Origin of the sequence: Yersinia pekkanenii, from assembly GCF_001152565.1 — a bacterium.
GTDB lineage: Bacteria > Pseudomonadota > Gammaproteobacteria > Enterobacterales > Enterobacteriaceae > Yersinia > Yersinia pekkanenii.
The window spans coordinates 1-464 of sequence record NZ_CQAZ01000217.1 but is presented as its reverse complement, the minus strand read 5'-3'; the positions used below and the strand labels follow the sequence as shown (position 1 = coordinate 464).

The window sequence follows — 464 nt, the reverse complement described above, 5'->3', positions numbered from 1 at the left end:
ATCAGTACAGCATTAACATGGCTGAAGGTGAGAAAGGCACCCATTACGCAGACTTTGAATGCTACGGATTTGATTCACTGAAAGCATTACAGAAATTCCGCAAATCATTTCCTGAGAAAATGAAGGGTGAATATTGCTACCAGTTGAGCACATGTGCGATGTCGAACGGTAGATACAAAAATATCGATATCGTGAGCGCAGACCATTACAAACAATTCATCAAACTGGTTAAAGCGTCAGGGATCAATATCTAGCTACATGCAGTACCCCCATAGCCAGCCGGTGGCTGGCTCTTATCAACAAAGGAGAAATACGATGTATCAGACAACAAATGACACAAGTGACCGTTTTAGCTGGGATGCGAGCGCGGAGGCGGCTTATTGGCAGTCACGGGAAGTCTCTGCCAAAACAGAACCCGAAGCTATCACACTGGCGGAAATGTATTGCGGTAACGTCACGTACAT

The 464-nt window shown here is 45.3% G+C and carries 1 protein-coding gene; it reads left to right on the top strand.

What is annotated here, in order from left to right:
* The coding region (locus AEP37_RS26870) for a hypothetical protein (protein WP_167337958.1) at positions 1 to 254 on the top strand (254 nt) is incomplete at its 5' end.
* Between the last annotated feature and the right edge of the window lie 210 nt (positions 255 to 464).